The sequence below is a fragment of the Sulfurimonas sp. genome, assembly GCF_028694895.1.
Lineage (GTDB): Bacteria > Campylobacterota > Campylobacteria > Campylobacterales > Sulfurimonadaceae > Sulfurimonas.
This window is the reverse complement of the sequence record NZ_JAQVKA010000114.1, coordinates 1-4407: the sequence shown is the minus strand read 5'-3', so window position 1 is coordinate 4407 and position 4407 is coordinate 1. Positions and strand designations below refer to the sequence as shown.

Below are 4407 nucleotides of genomic sequence, written 5' to 3'. Positions count from 1 at the left end.
TAATAGACCCTCAATTTCATGTAATCCCTTCTCTAGTACACTTTTAAAGCTATTTTTAATTATATTTTTTCATATTGTACTCAAAAGAGATACTATTTATAATTAGCCAAATATGGAATTCCAGCACATATAAGAATGTTAAAATAACTACATAATCTAAGCAATTAATTTACTATAAAGATAGTTGAGATATATATTAAATTTTATGTCTTTAAAACAAGGAAAATATATGCAAGAAACTAAACAAACATATAAAACTATAAACCGACTTGATGATCTAGCACTCTTAGCAGACTATTCTTTGATGGATACACTAAACTCTGATCCAGATGCTAAGGCAAATGGTATAGACCACTTTCCTAGAGAAGTATTTAGCGGACATTATGTTCCAGTAATTCCTACTCCAATTGAATCTCCTCTTTACATTACACATAGCAAGAAGTTCTTTGCTGAACTTGGCTTTAGTGATGCTCTTGCTACATCAGAAGATTTTGTTCGACTTTTTTCTGGCGATACCTCGCAGCTACCAGAGCCTCTGCGAAAGATAGGTTGGGCAACTGGGTACGCGCTTTCTATCTATGGTACAGAGTACTACGAGCAGTGTCCTTTTAAAACAGGAAATGGATACGGTGATGGTAGAGCAATATCTATCCTTGAAGCTGTGATAAAAGGTAAGAGATGGGAAATGCAGCTTAAAGGTGGCGGTAGGACACCTTACTGTCGTGGAGCTGATGGTCGTGCAGTTCTACGTTTAAGTGTTCGAGAGTTTTTGGCACAAGAGCATATGCATGCCCTTGGAGTTCCAACATCACGCTCTTTGAGTCTCTACGTATCTCAAAGTGAAAAAGTTAGACGACCATGGTTTTTAAACGATTCTCACTCTAGAGATCCTGAAGTTATGATAGAAGAAGCCGTTGCTATTACAACACGTGTAGCGCCCTCTTTTCTTCGGGTAGGTCAGCTTGAGCTTTTTGGTCGTCGTGCACGTAAAAATGAGCATCCAAAAGCGATGCAAGAGCTTGAAATGATAGTGTTACACCTCATAGAGCGTGAATATAGTGATGTTATCGATACAAATTTAACTATAGAACAAAAGGTGCTGTTGTTGGCTCGTGAGTTTTGTAATCGTCTTACCTCGCTTGTAGCAGATTGGATTCGTATCGGTTACACTCAAGGCAACTTCAATAGCGACAACTGCGCAGCAGGTGGTTTTACGCTTGATTATGGTCCATTTGGGTTTATAGATATGTTTGACCCAAAGTATCAACCATGGACGGGTGGCGGAGTTCACTTCTCATTTCTAAATCAACCTCAAGCGGCCCAGCGTAACTTTAATATGTTTTGCATCGCACTAAAACCCTTGCTTGAATCACATGAGAGTGAGTTACGAGAACTTGAGGCGATAAAAGATGAATTTTCTACCGTTATGCAATCTAAAATAGAGCAGATGTGGGCTTCTAAGCTAGGCTTAGAAACTTTTAATGTAACTCTATTTAATGAACTTGTGAAATTGATGATAGAAACTCACATCGATTACACTATCTTTTTTCGCGAACTCTCTAGCGTACCTGATGATATCTCTGCACTTACTAAAAGCTTTTACGGTGATTCTAAACATGATGAGACGATTTTAGAGAGTTGGTCTGAGTGGCTAGAAATGTGGAAATCACTCACAAATGCCACAACTGAAGAATCTCGCAAAGAGCTCTCTTTAGAGATGAAAAGAGTCAATCCAAAATATACACTACGAGAATGGTTCCTCGTTCCTGCATATAAAGAAGCTCAAAGGGGAGATTTTACACTTATAAAAGAGTTACAAGAGATCATGAGTGATCCATATGCCGAGCACTCTAGCGAGATAGAAGAAAAATACTATAGAAAAAAACCTTCTGAACTCTTTGACATCGCTGGCATATCTCATATTAGCTGTTCGTCATAATTACAATCAAATTAGAGAGTTCAATATTCTCTAGTTTGCTCTAGCTATTATGGAGTGGTTACATTACCTACATAAGATTAGATGGTGGGTTTACGTACTTAGCTGCTGTCATAGACTGGCATAGCAAAGCAATACTAGCCTATAAAGTTTCAAACTCAATGGATGCAACACTTGCAACGGATGTGCTTCAAGAGGCACTTGATAAATATCCAGTACCAAAGATATTAACTCTGATCAAGGGAGTCAATATATAAGCTATGAGCACACCCAGTTGCTTAAAAAACATGATATACACATATCCATGAACGGCAAAGGCAGAAGCATCGATAAATATTGTTGTAGAGAGATTTTTTAGAACTCTCAAACATAGCAATATTTATATAAGTGATTACAGATCTATACAGGAGTTAAAAGAAGCTATCAAATCTTATATCTACAAATATAATTTCAAGAGATTCCATTCATCAATCGGTTATCAAAAACCGATGAATTATTATCTTGAATCTATAAAAAATGTAGGATGAAGTTACAGGCCATTATAGTAAATATTTGTGCTACCTAAGGGGCAGAACTATTTCAAAATATATTTTAGAATTACAGAGTAAATTTAAAATCTAGATTTCAAAGAAATCGAAGGAGTTTATTATGTTAGTTACAAGATACAATCCAAATATGAATATAACTGAGTTTAGAAGAGGCTTTAATCTTATAAACTCTATGTTAGATGATTTAGGCCAGTATAAAACACTCTCAAGTACAAATAAGTTTACTCCAAGTATAAATACAAGAGAGGGAGAATTTGCTTATCATATTGAAGTAGATTTGCCAGGAGTTTCAAAAGAAAATATAAATGTACAAGTTGAAGATAACTCTTTGGTTATCTCAGGAGAGAGAAAATTCAACAACGAGGTAAAAGAAGAGAACTACTACAAAGTTGAGAGTAGTTTTGGTTCATTTTCTCGTTCTTTTTCACTTCCAAAAGAGGCAGATGTTGAGAATATTCATGCAGAATCTAAAGATGGAGTATTAGAAGTTATAGTACCAAAATTAGAGAGTGCAATAGTAGATAAAGTTAAAAAAGTAGAAATTAAATAAGGAGGCTATGATGGATATTGTAAAAACTGCAAAAGAGATGGGATCTAGTGTTGAAAAAGGCGTAGAGACTATTACAAATAAGCTGGTAAATACATTTGACAACCTAGCTTCGCATCTCCCTTTTTCTAATATAGCAAAAAAAGAAGATAGTAGTTTTCACTTAGAAGTAGATTTACCAGGAGTTACAAAAGAGGACATCGATATAAAAGTCGAAGATGGTATTTTAGCTATTAGTGCTATTAGAAAATATAAAAATGAATTAACACGAGATGATTACTATATTTGTGAGAGTTCATTTGGTAAGTTTGAAAGAAGATATGCTCTTCCTGAGAGCGTAGATACAAGTAAAGTAGATGCTAAGTTTGTTGATGGAAGGTTGATAGTAGAACTTCAAAAAACTAAAAAGGCTAAACCAAGAGTCATATCTATTAAATAGTATTTTTACTATTTTGATGTACCATAATGGGTATGAAAAACATAGCAGTTGAAGAATCTCATACTCAGCAATTAATACTCAAAGAAGTAGAAAAATCCCCCTTTGTATCTAAAACCCAAAAAAAGATATACTTAAAAAAGGGGGAGGATCCTCTAAACGCTATTGACACAAAAAATTATTTTTATTTTGTTATAAGTGGAAAATTAAAAATTTACCAAATAGATTTTAAGACTTCAAAAGAACTAACTCTTTACATGTTGTCTCGTGGAGATATGTTTGATGTAGTATCACTCCTAGATGGCAATCCAAATCAATATATTTCAGAAGTATTAGAAGATACTGAACTAGTAAGTATCCCTCTTGAAGATGTAAAACAGATGATTTTAGATGATAATACTTTTAGGCAACTATTTTACACATACCTCGCAGCAAAATTAAAATCGATGGAAAATTTAGCTGTTAGTCTATCGTTTTATGATGTTTATCAGCGAGTATTACAACTCTTTACAAATTTCACCTACATGCAAGGCAACAAACCTACACTAAAAATTATTGACAACTTAAGGCATGAAGATATTGCTTCTATGGTTGGAACTGTTAGAAAAGTTGTAAACAGAAGTCTTCAAAAATTAAAAAAAGATGGAGTTATAGAACTCTCAAGAAAAAACATTCAAATAAAAAACTTTCAAAAACTTCTTGATAAGTTAAATGTTTGAGATGATTGAACATATTTGTTGCTACCTAGGAGGCAGAATAACTTTTAAACATTTTATATACTAAGGGTGTAAAATATAAATATATTTAACATTAAAGGAGTCTAGTTATGAAAGAGTTTATTAATATTCTTAAAAAGAATAAAATAGATATTTTAAACACACTGCTAGATAAACTTGATAGCAATCATGTAAATAGTATAAAAAATGAAAAAGATCGGAAG

4 protein-coding genes and 1 pseudogene are annotated in these 4407 nt (G+C 33.7%); all 5 read left to right on the top strand.

What is annotated here, in order from left to right:
* Nucleotides 1–229 precede the first annotated feature (229 nt).
* Nucleotides 230–1939, top strand: coding sequence for a protein adenylyltransferase SelO family protein (locus tag PHI38_RS09355; RefSeq protein ID WP_299855469.1), 1710 nt, complete (start codon nucleotides 230–232; stop codon nucleotides 1937–1939).
* A 47-nt stretch (nucleotides 1940–1986) separates the two neighbouring features.
* A pseudogene (locus tag PHI38_RS09350) lies at nucleotides 1987–2463 on the top strand (IS3 family transposase); the annotation flags it as partial.
* Between the two features lie 121 nt (nucleotides 2464–2584).
* A complete protein-coding gene (locus tag PHI38_RS09345; protein ID WP_299855467.1) occupies nucleotides 2585–3034 on the top strand; it encodes an Hsp20/alpha crystallin family protein in 450 nt (149 codons plus the stop codon).
* A 10-nt stretch (nucleotides 3035–3044) separates the two neighbouring features.
* Entirely contained in the window at nucleotides 3045–3470 is a 426-nt protein-coding gene (locus tag PHI38_RS09340) for an Hsp20/alpha crystallin family protein (protein WP_299855465.1), read from the top strand.
* A 32-nt stretch (nucleotides 3471–3502) separates the two neighbouring features.
* Nucleotides 3503–4186 carry a Crp/Fnr family transcriptional regulator gene (locus PHI38_RS09335; RefSeq protein WP_299855463.1) on the top strand — a complete coding sequence of 228 codons (684 nt, stop codon included), beginning with the start codon at nucleotides 3503–3505 and terminating at the stop codon, nucleotides 4184–4186.
* Nucleotides 4187–4407: the final 221 nt, after the last annotated feature.

Excerpts from the sequence above, each read along its gene's own strand:
- PHI38_RS09355 (WP_299855469.1), top strand. The coding sequence starts at position 230 with ATGCAAGAAACTAAACAAACATATAAAACTATAAACCGACTTGATGAT.
- PHI38_RS09345 (WP_299855467.1), top strand. The coding sequence starts at position 2,585 with ATGTTAGTTACAAGATACAATCCAAATATGAATATAACTGAGTTTAGA.
- PHI38_RS09340 (WP_299855465.1), top strand. The coding sequence starts at position 3,045 with ATGGATATTGTAAAAACTGCAAAAGAGATGGGATCTAGTGTTGAAAAA.
- PHI38_RS09335 (WP_299855463.1), top strand. The coding sequence starts at position 3,503 with ATGAAAAACATAGCAGTTGAAGAATCTCATACTCAGCAATTAATACTC.